The organism is Bradyrhizobium sp. 14AA (genome assembly GCF_054185205.1).
Window position 1 is genome coordinate 254,743 of record NZ_JAVAYM010000008.1, and the last position, 15,714, is coordinate 270,456.

At 64.7% G+C, this 15,714-nt stretch carries 15 protein-coding genes and 1 pseudogene; 6 read left to right on the top strand and 10 right to left on the bottom strand.

Annotated features, from left to right (window positions below; translation table 11 throughout):
- Window positions 1-34: 34 nt before the first annotated feature.
- On the bottom strand, window positions 35-1,072 hold the full coding sequence (locus RAD15_RS17415; RefSeq protein ID WP_458179367.1) for a putative FMN-dependent luciferase-like monooxygenase: 1,038 nt from the start codon (window positions 1,070-1,072) through the stop codon (window positions 35-37).
- Between the two features lie 144 nt (window positions 1,073-1,216).
- Window positions 1,217-2,011 carry a MetQ/NlpA family ABC transporter substrate-binding protein gene (locus tag RAD15_RS17420; protein WP_458179368.1) on the bottom strand — a complete coding sequence of 265 codons (795 nt, stop codon included), beginning with the start codon at window positions 2,009-2,011 and terminating at the stop codon, window positions 1,217-1,219.
- A 224-nt stretch (window positions 2,012-2,235) separates the two neighbouring features.
- On the opposite strand from RAD15_RS17420, the gene RAD15_RS17425 reads away from it, so the two are divergent.
- Window positions 2,236-2,622, top strand: coding sequence for a hypothetical protein (locus tag RAD15_RS17425; RefSeq protein ID WP_458179369.1), 387 nt, complete (start codon window positions 2,236-2,238; stop codon window positions 2,620-2,622).
- A 7-nt stretch (window positions 2,623-2,629) separates the two neighbouring features.
- Here RAD15_RS17425 and RAD15_RS17430 read toward each other — a convergent pair whose 3' ends face one another.
- Complete coding sequence (locus RAD15_RS17430; protein WP_458179370.1) at window positions 2,630-4,087, bottom strand: MATE family efflux transporter; 1,458 nt, start codon at window positions 4,085-4,087, stop codon at window positions 2,630-2,632.
- A gap of 146 nt (window positions 4,088-4,233) precedes the next feature.
- Here RAD15_RS17430 and RAD15_RS17435 point away from each other — a divergent pair, with 146 nt between their 5' ends.
- Window positions 4,234-4,812, top strand: a complete 579-nt coding sequence (locus tag RAD15_RS17435) for a TetR family transcriptional regulator (RefSeq protein ID WP_458179371.1) — start codon at window positions 4,234-4,236, stop codon at window positions 4,810-4,812.
- 220 nt (window positions 4,813-5,032) lie between these two features.
- Here the strand turns inward: RAD15_RS17435 and RAD15_RS17440 are convergent, their stop codons facing one another.
- A complete protein-coding gene (locus RAD15_RS17440) occupies window positions 5,033-5,392 on the bottom strand; it encodes a BA14K family protein (RefSeq protein ID WP_458179372.1) in 360 nt (119 codons plus the stop codon).
- Between the two features lie 69 nt (window positions 5,393-5,461).
- Entirely contained in the window at window positions 5,462-5,824 is a 363-nt protein-coding gene (locus tag RAD15_RS17445; protein WP_458179373.1) for a hypothetical protein, read from the bottom strand.
- 756 nt (window positions 5,825-6,580) lie between these two features.
- Between RAD15_RS17445 and RAD15_RS17450 the strand changes: the two genes are divergently transcribed.
- Window positions 6,581-7,201 (top strand): helix-turn-helix transcriptional regulator, encoded by a 621-nt coding sequence (locus RAD15_RS17450; protein ID WP_458179374.1) that lies wholly within the window; start codon window positions 6,581-6,583, stop codon window positions 7,199-7,201.
- Window positions 7,202-7,224: 23 nt separating this feature from the next.
- Here the strand turns inward: RAD15_RS17450 and RAD15_RS17455 are convergent, their stop codons facing one another.
- The gene (locus RAD15_RS17455) at window positions 7,225-7,407 is read right to left on the bottom strand and encodes a hypothetical protein (protein ID WP_458179420.1); all 183 of its coding nucleotides are present in this window, start codon (window positions 7,405-7,407) and stop codon (window positions 7,225-7,227) included.
- A gap of 126 nt (window positions 7,408-7,533) precedes the next feature.
- Window positions 7,534-7,728 carry a hypothetical protein gene (locus tag RAD15_RS17460; protein WP_458179375.1) on the bottom strand — a complete coding sequence of 65 codons (195 nt, stop codon included), beginning with the start codon at window positions 7,726-7,728 and terminating at the stop codon, window positions 7,534-7,536.
- A 142-nt stretch (window positions 7,729-7,870) separates the two neighbouring features.
- Here RAD15_RS17460 and RAD15_RS17465 point away from each other — a divergent pair, with 142 nt between their 5' ends.
- A complete protein-coding gene (locus tag RAD15_RS17465; RefSeq protein WP_458179376.1) occupies window positions 7,871-8,167 on the top strand; it encodes a hypothetical protein in 297 nt (98 codons plus the stop codon).
- Between the two features lie 60 nt (window positions 8,168-8,227).
- Here the strand turns inward: RAD15_RS17465 and RAD15_RS17470 are convergent, their stop codons facing one another.
- The gene (locus RAD15_RS17470) at window positions 8,228-11,344 is read right to left on the bottom strand and encodes a DEAD/DEAH box helicase (protein WP_458179377.1); all 3,117 of its coding nucleotides are present in this window, start codon (window positions 11,342-11,344) and stop codon (window positions 8,228-8,230) included.
- A 444-nt stretch (window positions 11,345-11,788) separates the two neighbouring features.
- Window positions 11,789-12,031: a hypothetical protein gene (locus RAD15_RS17475; protein WP_458179378.1), complete on the bottom strand. Its 243-nt coding sequence runs from the start codon at window positions 12,029-12,031 to the stop codon at window positions 11,789-11,791.
- A gap of 212 nt (window positions 12,032-12,243) precedes the next feature.
- Between RAD15_RS17475 and RAD15_RS17480 the strand changes: the two genes are divergently transcribed.
- Complete coding sequence (locus RAD15_RS17480; protein ID WP_458179379.1) at window positions 12,244-14,031, top strand: peptide ABC transporter substrate-binding protein; 1,788 nt, start codon at window positions 12,244-12,246, stop codon at window positions 14,029-14,031.
- A gap of 348 nt (window positions 14,032-14,379) precedes the next feature.
- On the opposite strand, the pseudogene RAD15_RS17485 reads toward RAD15_RS17480, so the two are convergent.
- Window positions 14,380-14,460: pseudogene (locus RAD15_RS17485) on the bottom strand (3-oxoacyl-ACP reductase); the annotation flags it as partial.
- Between the two features lie 83 nt (window positions 14,461-14,543).
- On the opposite strand from RAD15_RS17485, the gene RAD15_RS17490 reads away from it, so the two are divergent.
- Entirely contained in the window at window positions 14,544-15,707 is a 1,164-nt protein-coding gene (locus RAD15_RS17490; RefSeq protein WP_458179380.1) for an ABC transporter substrate-binding protein, read from the top strand.
- Window positions 15,708-15,714: the final 7 nt, after the last annotated feature.

Here is a 15,714-nt window from a genome sequence, read left to right on the forward strand (position 1 = left end):
TCAGCCTCGTGCAACACGATCACATTCATTTCGACTAGACCGCCAGCGCCACCTCGGGCGCCGCCGTCCGGGTCCAGCCCAGCGCCGGCGCGACCTTCTCGGCGACCAGATCGATCGAGCGCAGGACATGGGGATGCGGCGCATCGACCGAATGGACCTGGAAGACGAGGTCGGTGATCCGCTCCAGCGTCGCATCGGTGCGGAGCGAGGCGATGACCTCGTCGGCAGCGCCAACATGGGTGTCGAACGCCGTGATCATCTCCTCCAGCGTCTCCCCTGGCTTGGCGTGGCCGCCCTTGAGGAACTGCGGCAGCGCGCGCCGCAATCCGATGTCTGCGAAGCGCATCGCCTCGCGATGATCGTCGGCGACGAAGACGCTGCGCGAGGCCATGATGCGCGGCTCGGCCCCCTTGGGCAGCGCTTCGAGATAGGCGTCGATGATGGGATTCTGGATCTCGGCGAGGGTAGCCTTTGGCGCGTCCTTGGCCCGGGGCTGGGTGCGCGACAGCAACAGGCCGTCGCCGGCCTTGCCGGCACGTGCGCCGCCCGCGACCGAGAATGTCGCCTGCCAGATGCGTTTGTCCAATTCCGGCCGCTGCGGATAGAGCGTGTCGCCCCCGTCGAGCGGCTTGCCGGTCAGCGCCGCGCGGACGACCTCCAGGTTGCGGGCAAATATCTCGTTGCGCTGGGAGCCGTCGAGGCCGAAGGCAGCGAAGGCCGAAGGGTTACCGCCGGTGCCGACGCCGAGCTCGAAGCGGCCGTTGCAGAGCAGATCGAGCACCGCGGCGTCCTCCGCCACCCTCACCGCACTCTCCAGCGGCAGCGTGACGATGCCGGTACCGAGGCGGATGCGCGAGGTGTGCGCGGCGACGTAACCAAGGAAGGCGAAGGGCGACGGCAGGCCGCCCTCGCGCTCGTGGAAATGATGCTGCGCGATCCACGCGGAATCCAGACCCGCCTTCTCGGCACGCACGATCTGTTCGGCCGCGAAGCGGTATCGCTCGGCGGGCGGGGCTTCATCCAGAAGCCGCGTGAAAAATCCCAGTCGTTTCAGATTTGCAAAGCGTTTCATACGACCCCTGTCGGGCGAGGATGGCCACGACCCCGATGATGTCGGTTGCCGCGGCTCCAGACAAGCGGGCATTGCGCAAGGCTCATACGCAAGGCTGCCCGCCGGGATCGCCCCGGCGCGCTGGAGCCTGACTGGGCAGACTGCCTACCAGCTCGGCAGCACCGCGCCCTTGAACTTGGTCAGGACGAACTCCTTGACCTCCGTCGTGTGGTAGCTGTCCACGAGGATCTTGACCCAGGGCTTGTCCTTGTCGGCGGCGCGAACGGCGATCAGGTTGACATAGGGACCCTTGGGGTCCTCGCGCAGGATCGGATCCTTGACCGGGTCGAGGCCCGCCTGGGTTGCATAATTGGTGTTGATCGCGGCGGCGTCGACGTCGTCGAGCGCGCGCGGCGCCTGTGCCGCGTCGACCTCGATGAATTTCAGCTTCCTGGGGTTCTCGGTGATGTCGAGCACCGTCGGCTTGAAGCCGGTGCCATCCTTCAGCTTGATCACCCCTTTGTCGCGCAGCAGCAGCAGCACGCGGCCGCCATTGGTCGGATCGTTGGGGATCGAGACCTTGCCGCCCTCGGGGATGTCGGCGAAGGCCTTGTGCTTCTTCGAATAGACGCCGATCGGGAAATTCACCGTCAGGCCGACGGCCTCGATCTTGTAGCCGCGATCGGCCTTCTGGTTGTCGAGATAAGGCTGGTTCTGGAACGAATTGGCCTGGATCTCGCCGGCATCGAGCGCGGCGTTCGGCACGACATAGTCGGAGAACTCGATGAGCTGGATGTCGAGACCCTGCTTGGCGGCGATCGGCTTCACGGCCTCGAGGATCTGGGCATGTGGCCCCGGCGTCACGCCGATCTTGATGGTCTCGGCCGCAGCCGCGGCGGACCATGCGGCGAGCACGGTCGAGAGGATCAGGGCGGAACGAAACGACATCTTGGTCTCCACGGATCTGCGGTAATGATTGGAACCGTATTCGCTTCTCCGCGGAGCGAAATCAATGAAATGGAAATCCATATTGGCTGGCTGGGCGGGCGAGCCTTTCTCCATTCGGCACGAAACGGGAAACGAATTCGCGGCGCCGACGGTGGCTTGCGCAAGCGTGAGATGCATCACGGCAAGACGGCGCCCATGGAGCGAGATTGGCGTCACGATCAGCCAGGAGTTCAGCCATGACCGCCCTCGCCGCTCCGAAACTCGCCGTCCAGAACCGGCTCGAATGCGTCGTGCTTTACGCCCTGGTCCAGGGTGTGCCGCTCTATTCCAGCGTCGTGCTGATGATGAAGCTCGTGGCCGCCTCGGAAATCATCGGCGAACGCTACGGTGCCGCCATCTTCATCGTACTCGCCGCAACCTTCCACGGGCTGGTGACATCCTGGCTGGCACCGAAGTTTCCGCGCTTCTTCCGGCACAATAGCGCGCCGATGTTCGGCGATGCCACCCTGACCTTTACCGAAAAGGTCGCGCGCTGGCTGGCTCAGCCGAAGACGGCGGTGGAGCTGCTGACGAACGTGTTCCTGATGTCGGTGCTGGCGATCGGTGTCGCCAGCACCGGGTGAGCCGAATTCACCGGGAATGCCAGGTCGACGGCGACATCATGATCAGGACGCAGATCGCGGCGTAGGCGGCAAGCGACGCCGTGACCATGGTGGCGAGCCCCGCCATTCCCGCGCCAAAGCCTGCGACCGCGATCCAGCCGCCGCCGGCCGCGATCAGGATGCGTACGACCGAGGACGCAAGCGGGCCCATGGCGCGGCCGGTGCCTTGGACGGCGAAGGACGCGACGAAGCCAAAGCCGAGCGCAGCGTAGGCCGGTGCGACGATGCGCAAATAGGTCGTGCCTTCGCTCACCACTCCGGCATCGTGACTGAAGAGATGGAGCCAGACCGTCGGGAAGATCGCGACCAGAAGGCCGATCGTGCCGGTCATGATCATGCCGACGACGCCGCTGATCCAGCCAATCCTGCGCGCCCGCGCGGTCTGGCCCGCGCCCATGTTGACGCCGACCATAGTCAGCGTCGCGGTGCTGATCCCGAACAGCAGCGGGATCATGATGTAGTCGAGCCGCGAGGCGATGCCGTAACCGGCCAGGGCAGACGTGCCGAACAGGCCGACCGCGCCGGTGACGAGAATGACCGTGAGATTAGTCAGCAGCGCATTGAACGCGGTGGGGATGCCGACATTCAGCATGTCGGCGAAGATTTTTGCGCGCATCGGGACGATGCGCAGCTTCAGGCCGGTCGCGCCCGAAGCCATGTAGCGCAGCAGGAACAGCATCGCCGCGCCGTAATAAAGGCCGAAGGCGACACCGGCGCCGCCGATGCCAAGGCGCGGGATCGGTCCCAGACCGAAGATCAGCGCCGGCGAGACCGGAATGGTCACGATCGCGCCGACCAGCGTCACCAGCGCGGGCACCCTGACATTACCGGAGCCGCGCAGCGCCGCCGCCTGGAGATTGACGATCCACACCGGAATGGCGCCGGCGAACAGATAGTTCGAATAGGTGGTCGCGGCCGCGAGCGCACCGTCGGTGCCGCCGAGGGCGCGATAGAGGTGCGGGCCACCGAGGATCACGCCGAGCGTGAATACGCCGCCGGCAATGATCGCAAGCACCACGGCATGAAACAGCGCCGCCTCGGCGTCCGCGCGACGGCCCGCACCGACCGCGCGAGCAACGGAGGATGCGACGCCGCTGCCGAAGCCGCCGTTCGACATCATGGTCATCAGCATGAAGATCGGGAATACCAGCGCGGCGCCCGCCAGCGCATCGGTGCCGAGGAAGCCGACATAATAGGCCTCCGCGATGTTCACCGCGGTCTGCGCCACCAGGACGGTGACGGTCGGCAGCGCCAGCTTGAGCAGGGTCGGGAGGATCGGAGCGGTCAGCAGCGCGGCGCGCGTCTGCTCAGCCGGGGTCGAGGTCGCAGCGGCGCCTGGAGCGGCTGTCTGACGAAGTGGAGCGGCGGCGCGAGCCACGATTTGCGTGGCGGACAGGGCCGGCGCGGCGGCATCCTCGACTGACATGGGTTCGGTCCTCTGGTTCCCTGAAGGCACGGCCCATCGACCGCCCCATTGAATTATGGTCATAATGTATTATTATGATCGTAATGCAATAGAGTCGGGCCTCACGATTTTGTGGCCGGGGAACGCCGAGGTCGCAGGAGGCGGGATTGGCACGTTACGACAAGGGACACCGGGACACGACGCGGCGGCACATTCTCGATGTGGCCTCGGCGCAATTCCGCGAGAGCGGCATCGCCGCGGTCGGTCTCGCCGGCATCATGTCGGAGGCGGGCCTGACCAACGGCGCGTTCTACACGCACTTCTCCTCCAAGGAGGATCTGGTGCGCGCCGTGCTGCTCGATGCGCTGGAACGGCGCGAGCAGCGGCACAGGGACAATCTCGCAAACGGCGTCGCGCTCGAGGCCACGATCCGCGACTACCTCTCCCCGCGCCATCGCGACCGCGCTGCCACCGGCTGCCCGACCGCTTCACTCGTCGCCGAGATCGCACGGCATCCGAAGGTGACGCGCGACGCCTTCACCGCCAAGATCTCCGACTTTCTCGCGCTGATGGCGGCGCAGCTCCCGGAGGGTTCGGCGGACGAGCGGCGCCGCAAGACGCTCGCGATCTACGCGACGATGGTGGGCGCGCTGCAATTGTCGCGCGCCGTGGGCGACAGGCAATTGTCGGAGGAGATTCTGGAGAATGCGGTTGAGGCCGCTATTGCCCTTGCGAACGGGCGGTGATGCGCCGGCATTTCCAACAATCCATGTGTGGCCGTTTCCTGGCCGCGGCAATCAATCTCTTGCCGGAGCAACACTCCGAAACTTGATGGAGTTGCGCCGGCCGGGTTAGCGTTGCTCGCGGCCTTAGAACTTCCCCAAGTTCACCTAGATCGCACTGGACCGTCGCCTGAACATCTCGGGCGGCGGTCCAGCACCCACGCGGCGGCGCTCGGCGCCTTGGTTACTGGCAGGGATAGCGCCGGCCGTCCTTTGCCGCGAACGTATTCGAGGCGGGATCATAGGAGCGGTAGCGTTGAGCGCATGCGGTCGCGTGCTGCTGGGCGGCGGCGGCTTCCTGCTGCGCGGCTGCGTTGGCCGCACCGGCCGCGATGGCGCCGCCGATGAGGCCGCCGACAAGTCCGCCGACACCGGCACCGTTGTCATAGCACGGTCCGTAGCGGCACCAGACTTTCTCGGTCACGACCGGGGCCGCCGCGCTACCCGCGCCGGCATACAACGGCGCGGCATTCGCGGCAGCTGGAAACACCGCAGCACCGGCGGCGGCCATCAAGACGACGTTCAAGACATGATCGATTCGCATCGGACTTCCTGCTTCATCGCTGTGGGCGCAGGTCCTCGCCTGGCCCGATTTGTTCAACACAGACGGAGTTCAACGACCGGCGGCGTTCACGACACGACAGAGGTTGTCGCTGACGCCTGGAGCCACTTGTCCCGGCGGCAGGATGAAAACCGCATCGACCCGGCTGCCTTTGCCCTCCTTGCGGACGACGATGCGCAACGTTTGTGGCCGGCCGGATCCGGTCGTTTCCTGCTGGGTCGTCAGCGTCCCGAGATTCCTGTCGACGTTCACCCCGACAAAGCCTTCGGCCATGACCGCGCGGGACACATTGTCGAGCGCAGCCGCCGGATTGACCGACGGAAAGATCATCCAGGTCTTGTTGGTCGTGCCCGTCACCAGGGGAACGCCGCTGAGCTGGAAGTGGTCTGCGCAACTGTCGGCCAGCGCAGGCATCGACGAAAAAGCCATCAGCGAGACCGCGCAAATTGTTCTTGTAAGCATGCTTTCATAACCTGTTTGAGGTGCTCGAAAGCATTTGGGCCAAACGCGCCGCAAGTCCATGGACGCCGTCGCATTCTGGATGGGAGCGTTCGGATTCTGGCTAGCGCAATCCGTCTGGCGGGCTCCGGGGATGATCCGTTTGCCTCAAGCCATGCCCATGGAACTTTCGCGCGAGGCAAGCCGACGAATTAGATCAAATCCCGTCTTTCACGGCGCGTTTCGCGATCTGGACGTTTCGTTCGACAATGGGATATTGAGAAGAAGCACAACCGGTTCGCGTACGACAACAATCCAACGATCGGGATTTGCATGGTCGAAGACATACTCGCAGCCCCTCCCGCGCGATCAGGATCTTCGTTTCAGGAATTGCTTGAACTGCTCCGGCCTCACGGGATCAATGCCCGCTCCGCGCCGAAGCCTGGCGAGGCGTTTCGCTGGCATGCGGATGTCGCAGTCGGAGCAGGAATTGACGTCGTGAGAGCGGAGCTATCCGCCGGCTGGGACTGGCGCTATTCATACGAGAAGACGTCGGGAGAGCTTGCGCTCAGCCTGCTGAATGCCGGCAACGCGGAAATGCTCATTTCAGGCAAGTGCGTGCAGCGAACGCCCTCGGAAATCGCCATCGTATCGCTGCCCACTCTCCAGGAGCAGCGCGTCGCAGCCGTGGACGGACGATATTCGAGTGTCACGCTGACGCTGCACACCAGCATGGTCACGAAGGTGTTGTCTGCAACGTTCGGGAACACGGCACTGGAAGATCTCAATTTGACGCCGACAGTCGATCTGTCGACCAGCGCCGGGCAGATGCTTTTTGAGCTCGTTCGTACCAGCACGGCCGGATTGTATGACGGAATCCTGGCGCGTTCTCCGAAGGCCAGCGCCCTGCTGTCGGAAGCTGCGATCCAGCTCATCCTTGAAAATGTCCCGCACCGGTTGACCGACCGGCTGAGCCGCTCCCAGCTCACCGCGCCTCCCCGTCACGTCCGGCGGGCTGTCGAGTATATGCGGGCCAACCTTCATCTGCCGCTCACGATCGCCGATATCGCCGGGACGGTCGGCGTCAGCAGCCGGTTGCTGCAATCGGGATTTCGAAAGATCCATGGCACGACGCCTGTCGCCTATTTGCGGCAGATTCGACTTGAAGCGATCCACGACGAGCTGTCGCGACCGGAGAATCTGCTTCCGGTCAGCGAGGTCGCGTTGAAATGGGGCTTTACCCACATGGGCCGTTTTGCGGCTTTGTACCGCTGCGCATTTGGCGTGTATCCGTCCGATACGGTCCGGCGCGCGCGAGGGAGCTGCGACCAGAGCGCGATGAAGTCCGGATGAATCGTCATCGATCCGGCCGTTCGTCATCCACCGGCGCAGCAATCGACCAAGAGGTCCCAGATCCGCTGAGTCTCGTCCATCTCGTCGGTTTCCAGCACCTTCTCCGCATTTGATCGCGAACAGGCCGCGACGGGGCGGGCCTCGCGCGGCACGATCCACCGCTGCGAGATCGGGTCGTACCATTTTCCGATGTTCATCTCAGTCACGCGGATCGACTCACAGGTTGTCTCAAGCTGGACTGATGCGACGCCGCCCTCGATCCGAGATCCGTTCGGCGGCGCATCGCCCACTTTACCAATCAGGAGCTCGCGCGATCGTTCCTGCCGGACGCCTCAGCCCGGCCGCGCCGGATGAAGCGTACGGGGATGCCGCTCATGCAGCAGCCGCGCGAGGTCTTCCCGCTCGGCCGCACGCCCCTTCATGGCGGTCTCGAACAGCGCTTCCTGGATGTCGCGTGGCATATCTCCCCACACGTCCATCGCCGCCCGTCCGAGCAGGCCCGCAAGGTGATCTACTGTATGGCTCATTCGGCTCTCCTGATCCGCGCGTGGGAATGGAACAGCTGCAGCGGTGCGGTGTTCCAGTGCCGTCATCCAGCGGACGACGACAGGAACGCACGCAAGCTATCAGCGTTCGAGCCAAAGGGGCATCAGGTCGGAGAACACGCAGATGAAGTTCACAGGTGCACTCATGATCGTCGCACTCGCCCTGCCAGCCGCGTCCTGGGCGCAGTCCAGCAAGCCCGACGTTTCGTCCGCGCCGAGCGCACAGAATTCGGGCGCCGGCATTGCCGGGCAGCCCGGCAACAAGAGCGGACCGCCGGCGGCCAAGCCTGGCGAAACCGTCGGATCGAGCGCGACGAGCCCGACCGGCAACCCGGCCGTGCAATCGCAGGACCCGGCAAATATTCAGGGAGCGCCCGGCGGCAAGAGCGGGCCGCCCGCCAAGCGTCCCGAACAGCGCTGAACGACGCGTGTCATCCGGCCGGCGGTCGAGCAGACCGAATGATCCTCACGCGTCCGATCCTCACGCGTCGAGGAGATCCATGAACTCCTCGACCCGGCTGAACAGGTCTTCCTCGCGGCGGCCGACACAGACGACGCGATCGCCGTCGCGCTGAAGCGCGCGCGCCTCGGACTTCCCCTTGGATTTCCGCAATCGCCCCGGAAGGAATGTCGCGGCAACGGCCTCGGGCCCGACGTCGAGCCTGACGATGCCGCGTCGCTTGCAATCTATCCGGAGTCGCGCGGCGGCGAAGAAGTCGCGGGCCTCCGGCGGCAGCCTGCCGAAGCGGCGCGATATCTCCTCCTCCAAATCCTCCAGATCGTCGTCGCTCCGGCATCTGGCGGCGCGGCCATAGATCTCGAGCCGGACCGCATCCGATTGCACATAGCCCTCGGGCAGCATGTCGGCGCCCGGCAGATTGAGATCTGGCACCCACAGGACGGAGCCGGTGTCGCTGGTTCGCTCTGAAGCCAGCTTGAGAAGATGACTGTAGAGCACCGGCCCGAACACCTGCACGTGGCCGGACTGCTGTTCGGAGAACAAATCGCCGGCGCCCCTGAGGTCGAGGTCGCGCTCGCTGATGGCAAAGCCGGCGCCGGGCTTGCTGAACTCCTCCAGCACCGCCAGACGCTTCTCGGATTGCTCGGAGTTGGATTCCGTCAGCAGATGGGCGAAAGCGCGCGTTCCGCCGCGTCCCACGCGACCTCTGAGCTGATGCAGCTGCGCAAGACCGAACTTTTCCGGCCAGCACACCACGATGGTATTCGCGCGCGGAATGTCGAGGCCGCTTTCGACGATATTGGTCGCGAGCAGGACATCCGCTTCGCCATCGACGAAGCTCATCATCCGGTCGTCGATCTCGTCGACGGGCAACCTGCCGTGAAGACAGACGATGCGCAGATCGGGCGCCACCGACTGCACGCGCGCCAGCATCGGCTCCAGATCCTGGATGCGCGGACAGATCAGGAAGCTCTGGCCATGCCGCCGCCGCTCGCGCAGCAGCGCCGCGGCAATGGCCGCGTCCGAGAGCGGCGCGATCCTGGTCACGATCGGAAGCCGATGAACCGGCGGAGAGGCAATCACGCTGAGATCCCTGAAACCGGCAAGGCCCGCAGCGAGCGTGCGCGGTATCGGCGTCGCACTCATCCAGAGCGAATGGGCGCCTTTGGCGAGGCCAGATAGCTTCGCCTTCTCCGCCGCGCCGAAATGCTGCTCTTCGTCGATGATGACGAGGCCGAGGTCGGCGAACTTCACATCCTTGGCGGACAGCGCCTGCGTGCCGACCACGACTTTCAGCCTGCCGTTGCGCAGCCCTTCCTTGGTCTCTCGCGTCTCCGGGCCCGAGGTGGCCCGCGACAGGCTTCCCACCTCGATCCCGAGAGGGCCGAAGCGTTTGCGGAAGGTTTCGACATGCTGCCGGGCCAGCACCGTCGTCGGCGCCGCGATCGCGACCTGCTTGCCCGACAGCGCCGCTGCTGCCGCCGCGCGCAATGCCACCTCGGTCTTGCCGAATCCGACGTCGCCGCAGATCACCCTGTCCATGGGATGGCCCGCGGCGAGATCGTCGAGCACGTCCTGAATGGCCATGGCCTGGTCGGGCGTCGTGAAATAGGGGAAGCGCGCGACGAACTTCTCGTAGCTCGGCCCCGGCGGCACCAGCTTGGGCGCATGGCGGCGGCGGCGCTGGCTGATATGCTTGGCGAGCGCCTTGGCGGCGACCTGAATTTCCGCCTCCGCCTCGGTGCGCCGCGCCCACCAGGTGCTGCCGTCCGCCTTGTCGCGCGTCAGCTTGCCGGGCTCGCCCGCATATGGCCAGATCAAGGCGAGATCGGCGGGCGGAACCAGCACGGCATTGTCGCCGGCGAATTTGAGCCTGACCATCTCGCGGCGCGATCCCTTGCCCATATCGAGGGTCTGCAGGCCGTCGAGCACGGCGAGCCCACGCTGCAGATGGACCACGGCGGCCCCTCGCTCCGGCACGTCAGGATGGTCGAACGCCGCATTCCAGGCTCGCGCCATCGGCTGCGGATGATGCGCGCGGCTGCCGAGCACGTCGGAGGCGGTCACGACGACCAAAGGCTTTCGGCCGGATCCGATGAAGCCGGCGTCGAAGTCGGCCAGCAGCGCGCCGTCGCGGCTCCGCGCCTTCGCCACCTCGCTCCAATCGGACAGGCGCTCCGCCTTGACGCCGCTCATGCGCTCCATCGCGCGGAGGTCTTCCTCGACGGCCGCGACGAACAGCAACCGCGATCCGGCGCGCTGCATGTCGGCGACGAAGGCGCGGAGCGCCTTGCGCGGCGAGGCCAGCTTCGAGAACTCGGGCGTGGAGATGAAGGCCGCCTTGCGCGGCAGCACGCTGATGCGCTTCGTCAGCCGCTTCCAGTCCGCCCGCCCCAGATATTCGCGCTCCGCATCCCTGCGGCCCGCGGCTTCCTCGATCGTGCCCAGCCAGCTATCGGCATGTCCGAGCACGCCGGCATCCACGACCCATCGCGCGCCACCGCAATAATCCGGCAACGTCGCTCGCTGTCCGCGCGTCGCTCCGAGCGCGATCCGCTCGGACATGGAGTCGATGATCAGTTCCCTGGTCTCGTAGACGACTTCGTGCTCGATCGGATCGACGGCGACGATCTTGCGGATCGTCTCGCCGGAATGCTCGATCCTGAACGGACCGAGCGCGCCGGCCGGGAACACTTCGAACGTCTTGCCATGGAACAGGACGCCGCCCGCATACTCGGCCTCTTCGTCGAGGTCGTAGCCGAGCGCTTCCAGTCGCGTCTCCAGCTCGGGCTCGGAATAGGCGGCGCCGACCTTCAGGCTCAGGCTGGTGCGCGACCAGCTTGCCGGCAGCGGCAGCCGCTCCATGATGGCTTCCGCGGTCGACACCAGGAAGACCGGCTTCTTTGCCCTGGCGAGACGCCGCAGCACCGAGCTGCGCCGGCCCGCGATCTCGCGGGACGGTTCGAGGCCGTCGAACGGCAGCGTGTTCAGCCGCGGAAACACCAGCACGTCGACCGAGGAATCGAGCGCGTGGATCACGCCGCCCAGCCGCTCCGCCCTGCTCTCGTCGTCGCACAGGAAGACGAGGCCGTCGCTACCGGACTTGCCCCACTGCTCGAGCAGATGCAGCGCCAGCATGCCGAGCGGCGACGAGGAGGCGATCGCGGAACGCGTCGAGGCTTTGCTTTTGGAGTCCTGGCTTTTTGGCCCCTGGCTTCTCGAACCCTGGCTTCTCGAGCCTTGGCTTCTCGAGCCTTGGCTTCTTGAGCCCTGGCTTTTCGAGGCCCGGCTTTTCGAGGCCCGTTTTTTTGAGCCCTGGCTTTTCAAGCCCTTGCTCTTTGTCTTGGTCGCGCCAGCGGAGGCGCGGGCTTTCCTGACAGGCCCCACGTCGAATCCATCTTTATTTCGTCAAACTGGTGACAAGCTCAAGGAACGTCCCGCGCGAATGACGCGCGGTCCGCTCAGGCTCGCCAGACAGCTCATTACAGTTTTACGGTCGCAATGGAAAGCGATGGCTTCGACATCATGTTTGCACGATCGTCAAGCTGAAGCAGCCGATGGCGTTGATTCGCGCGCGGTGCGCTACTGCCTGACCTTGGGCAGGACCACGACCACGTCGACGCTCTGCTTGAGAATTTGCGTCGCCACTATCGCGAGTTGATGCGAGAAGTCGTCCTCGATCTCGGCGGCGCAGTCTTCGTCCCTCGCGATCGCGAACAGCAGGCTGCCATCGACTTCATCGAACCGGATGCCGGCGAACAGGCGATCGAACGTCTCCGCGCCCGCGATGGCCGCCATGCGCGCCTGGATTGCCTGATCTTCCACGAGAGACAACTTCATCATGGCCAATGAGATATGGGCGGCGCCTGCGAATGCAAGAGCATGGCGCGCCGGCGCACGCCAACATCAGACGCGCCTTCCCGACCTCGCCATGGCACTCCCCCCGCGACATCTTTGACTCCACCGCGCCCCAAATCCTGAGTTAGAGTGCGCCACGGCCGGTGGCGACTTTTCTTGGGAATAATGGGGATCATCCGATGAACGAGCACGACATCCGCAAGGCGATCGCAGACGTGAAGCAAGGCACGCTGTCGCGACGCTCGTTCATGCAGACAATGGCTGCGGTCGGGGTCGCGGCGCCGGTCGTGAGCCAGATCCTGGCCTGGAACGACGTCGCGATGGCGGACGCCACGCTTGCCTACAAGCCGACCAAGGCCGGCGGCGGCGGCCCACTGAAGATCCTGCTCTGGCAGGCGCCCACCCTGCTCAATCCGCATTTCGCGATCGGCACCAAGGACCAGATCGCCTCGCGCATCTTCTTCGAGCCGCTCGCCGGCTGGGACCGGGACGGCAACCTCATCCCCTGCCTCGCCGCCGAGGTTCCGACCAAGGCGAACGGCGGCCTGTCGGCGGACGGCATGAGCGTGACCTGGAAGCTGAAGCAGGACGTGAGGTGGCATGACGGCAAACCCTTCACCGCCGACGACGTTGTCTTCACCTGGGTCTATGCTGCAGACCTCGCGACCGCCGCGTACAGCACGGGGTCCTACAAGGACATCAAGGTCGAGAAGATCGACGACCACACCGTCAAGGTGAACTTCAAGAGCCCGACGCCGTTCTGGGCCGATCCCTTCGTCGGCTCGGTCGGCCAGATCCTGCCGAAACATCATTTCGGCGACTATGTCGGCGCCAAGTCGCGCGAGGCACCGGGCAATCTGAAGCCGGTCGGCACCGGTCCTTACAAATTCGTCGAGTTCAAGCCGGGCGACATGATCCGCGCCGAACGCAACCCCGATTACCACATCAAGAACCAGCCGCATTTCGACACGCTCGAGGTCAAGGGCGGTGGCGACGCGGTGTCCGCGGCGCGCGCGGTGCTGCAGACCGGCGAATACGACTATGCCTGGAACCTGCTGGTGGAGGAGGAGGTGCTCAAGCGCATGGAGGCGAGCGGCAAAGGCAAGGTCGACGTCACGGCGTCCGGCAATGTCGAGTTCATCATCCTCAATACGACGGACCCGTGGACCGACGTCGACGGCGAGCGTTCGAGCGTCAAGACGAAGCACCCGACACTGTCCGATCCCGCGGTGCGCCGGGCGATCAACCTCCTGATCGACCGCGAGGCGATCCAGAAGTTCATCTACGGCCGCGGCGGCATCGCCACGGCGAGCTTCGTCAACCAGCCCGCGCAGTTCAAGTCGGGCAAGCTGAAATACGAGTTCGACATCGACAAGGCCAACAAGATCCTCGACGAGGCCGGCTGGAAGAGGGGCGCGGACGGCATCCGCGAGAAGGACGGCAAGAAGCTCAAATACGTCTTCCAGACCTCGACCAACGGGCCGCGCCAGAAGACGCAGGCCATCATCAAGCAGGCCTGCCAGAAGGCCGGCATCGACATCGAGCTCAAATCGGTCACCGCCTCGGTGTTCTTCTCCTCTGATGTCGGCAACCCCGACACCTATTCGAAATTCTATGCCGACATGGAGATGTACAACACGACGCAGCCGCAGCCCGATCCGGAGCGGTTCCTGAACCAGTGCGTCTCCTGGGAGATCGCGACGAAGGAGAACAAATGGCTCGGCCGCAACATCTCGCGCTGGTCCGATCCCGAGGCCGACAAGGCCTACAAGACCGCGCAGAACGAGCTCGACCCGGTCAAGCGCGCCGCGCTGCTGATCAAGGTGGACGAGACGTTCTGCGAGGCCAACGTGTTCCTGCCGCTGCTCTCCCGCAACATCGTCGGCGCCGGCGTCAACAGCCTGATGGCCGACATCTCCGGCTGGGACGTCACGACGTGGAATCTGGCGAGCTGGTATCGGAGCTGAGGGGGCGGGGAGCTACATTTACCGCCCTTCGCTCTTGTGTCCCGGACAAGCTGCAACGCGCAAGCGTTGCTGCGCAGAGCCGGGACCCAGGTGGCACACGGCACGATGCGGATGGATGGGCCCCGGCTCTGCAGCGCACCGTCAAAGAGACGTTGCGCTGCGTCCGGGGCACGAGAGCGGAGCGCGATGCTCGCAGCAATGACGAAAATGACGACCACAAGATCGCCCCTCAAGGATGAGCCGGGATAGGCGAGACATACGATCTTTCCGAATTTCGGTAAAGTAGAATATTTTTGCGGAGAGGGGTTGACGGGATGCGGGGTGGTTTGCCGACGGGGAGACATGCCGGCCATAGGCCGCGCCGCCAGGCAAATTCGGATTGACGACCGCGAGCGATGACACGGTGATCACGGTGCTTTCTCGCCTTGAATAATTTTTCCATATGGTCTATTTTATAATCAGAGGTCCGCCAGAGACTTCGAGCACGATAACGTCCCGGGAGGATAGACGGCATGATCGCCAGAGTAGTGATCGTGGCGACGGCGCTGCTCGCCGCCACTGTTTCGGCCCACGCCGAGGACCGGCCGCTGAAGATCGGCTGGCTCATGAGCTATACCGGTCCGGGCGCCGCCGCCGGTGCCGCATCCGATGCGGCAATCGAGGTGTTCTTCAAGACATTCGGCAAGTCCGTCGCCGGCCGCAAGATCGAGATCATCAAGCGCGACACCACGGGCCCCGCACCGGACGTCGCACGGCGACTGGCCCAGGAACTGATCGTGGGCGAAAAAGTCGATTTCCTCGCGGGAATGGACTACACGCCCAACACGATGGCGGTCGCCCCGCTGTCGACATCGGCCAAAGTCCCCCTCCTCATCGTCAATTCAGCGACCTCGGGGATCCTGGCCAAGCATCCCTTTGCCGTCCGCTTCGGCTTCACGACAACCGAGATGGCGCAGCAACTCGCGGCCTACGCAGGCAAGCAGCAGTTCAAATCCGTCTATACTTTCGTGCACGAATACGAACCGGGCCTCGACGCCGAAGCGATGTTCATTCGCGAATTCAAGGCCGCTGGCGGCACCATTGCCGGCTCGGTGCGCGCGCCCCTCAAGGCAACCGACTTTTCCGCCTACATCCAGCGGATCAAGGACGCCAATCCCGACGCCGTTTTCGTGTTCATGGCCGCCGGCGAGCTGCCACCCATTTTCCTTCGCCAGTTCAAGGAAGCCGGGCTCGATCCTGCCAAGATCATCGGCATTGGCGATATCACGGACGAAGCCTCGCTCCCCGCAGCCGGTGACGCAGCGCTGGGCGTGGTCACCGCCTTCCACTACACGCAGACCCACCCGTCCGAAGCCAACAAAGAGTTTGCCCAGGCATTCAAGTCGGTTGCGCCGGACCGTCCGCTGAATTTCTTGCCCGTCGTCGCCTACGACGTTCTCAGGGCAATCTATCAAGTGGTCGAGGCCCAGAAGGGCGAGCTCACTCCCGACCGGACCATGGAGCTTCTGAAACAGACGAAGTTCGAGAGTCCGCGCGGGCCGATCTCGATCGATCCGGCGACCCGCGAGATCGTCCAGACGGTCTATTTCCGAAAGGTCGAGAAGCGCGACGGGCAGATCGTCAACGTCGAATTCGCATCGACACCCGACGTCAGGGATCCTGGTTCGGCACGCTAGGTGGCAC